A 357-nucleotide genomic window follows, 5' to 3' on the forward strand; every position below is an offset into this window, starting at 1 on the left:
AGCACAAAGTGTTCGTTATCTTGAAAGTCGTATGAATAATTATATTACTGAACTTGGACAACTTATCCAAGAGATTGAACAGACTGCTAAAATGGAATGTGATATGACTCCACAACGTTATGGTGAGATTGCTAATAGTGCTGGTAAAGGAGTTACTGACGAAGCAGTTATTCGTGGAAGTATGGGTTCTGTTATTATTGAATTTATATTTGATAAAATGAGAGAACGAGATTATCAAGCTGAAATGGATTATACTAAACTTGCTTGGATTGATGGTCTTAATACTTCTTATAAAACTAAAGATGGCGATATTAGATATTTAAGTCTTGATGTTAATAGTCATATATTTGCTAACTA

Annotated in this window: 1 protein-coding gene; it reads left to right on the plus strand. The window is 31.9% G+C overall.

The genetic code is table 11. The annotated features are described in order from the left end of the window. Nucleotides 1-31: 31 nt before the first annotated feature. The coding region (locus tag DXN04_RS33755; RefSeq protein WP_147320155.1) for a hypothetical protein at nucleotides 32-357 on the plus strand (326 nt) is incomplete at its 3' end.

This window comes from Chitinophaga silvisoli (genome assembly GCF_003412465.1).
GTDB lineage: Bacteria > Bacteroidota > Bacteroidia > Chitinophagales > Chitinophagaceae > Chitinophaga > Chitinophaga silvisoli.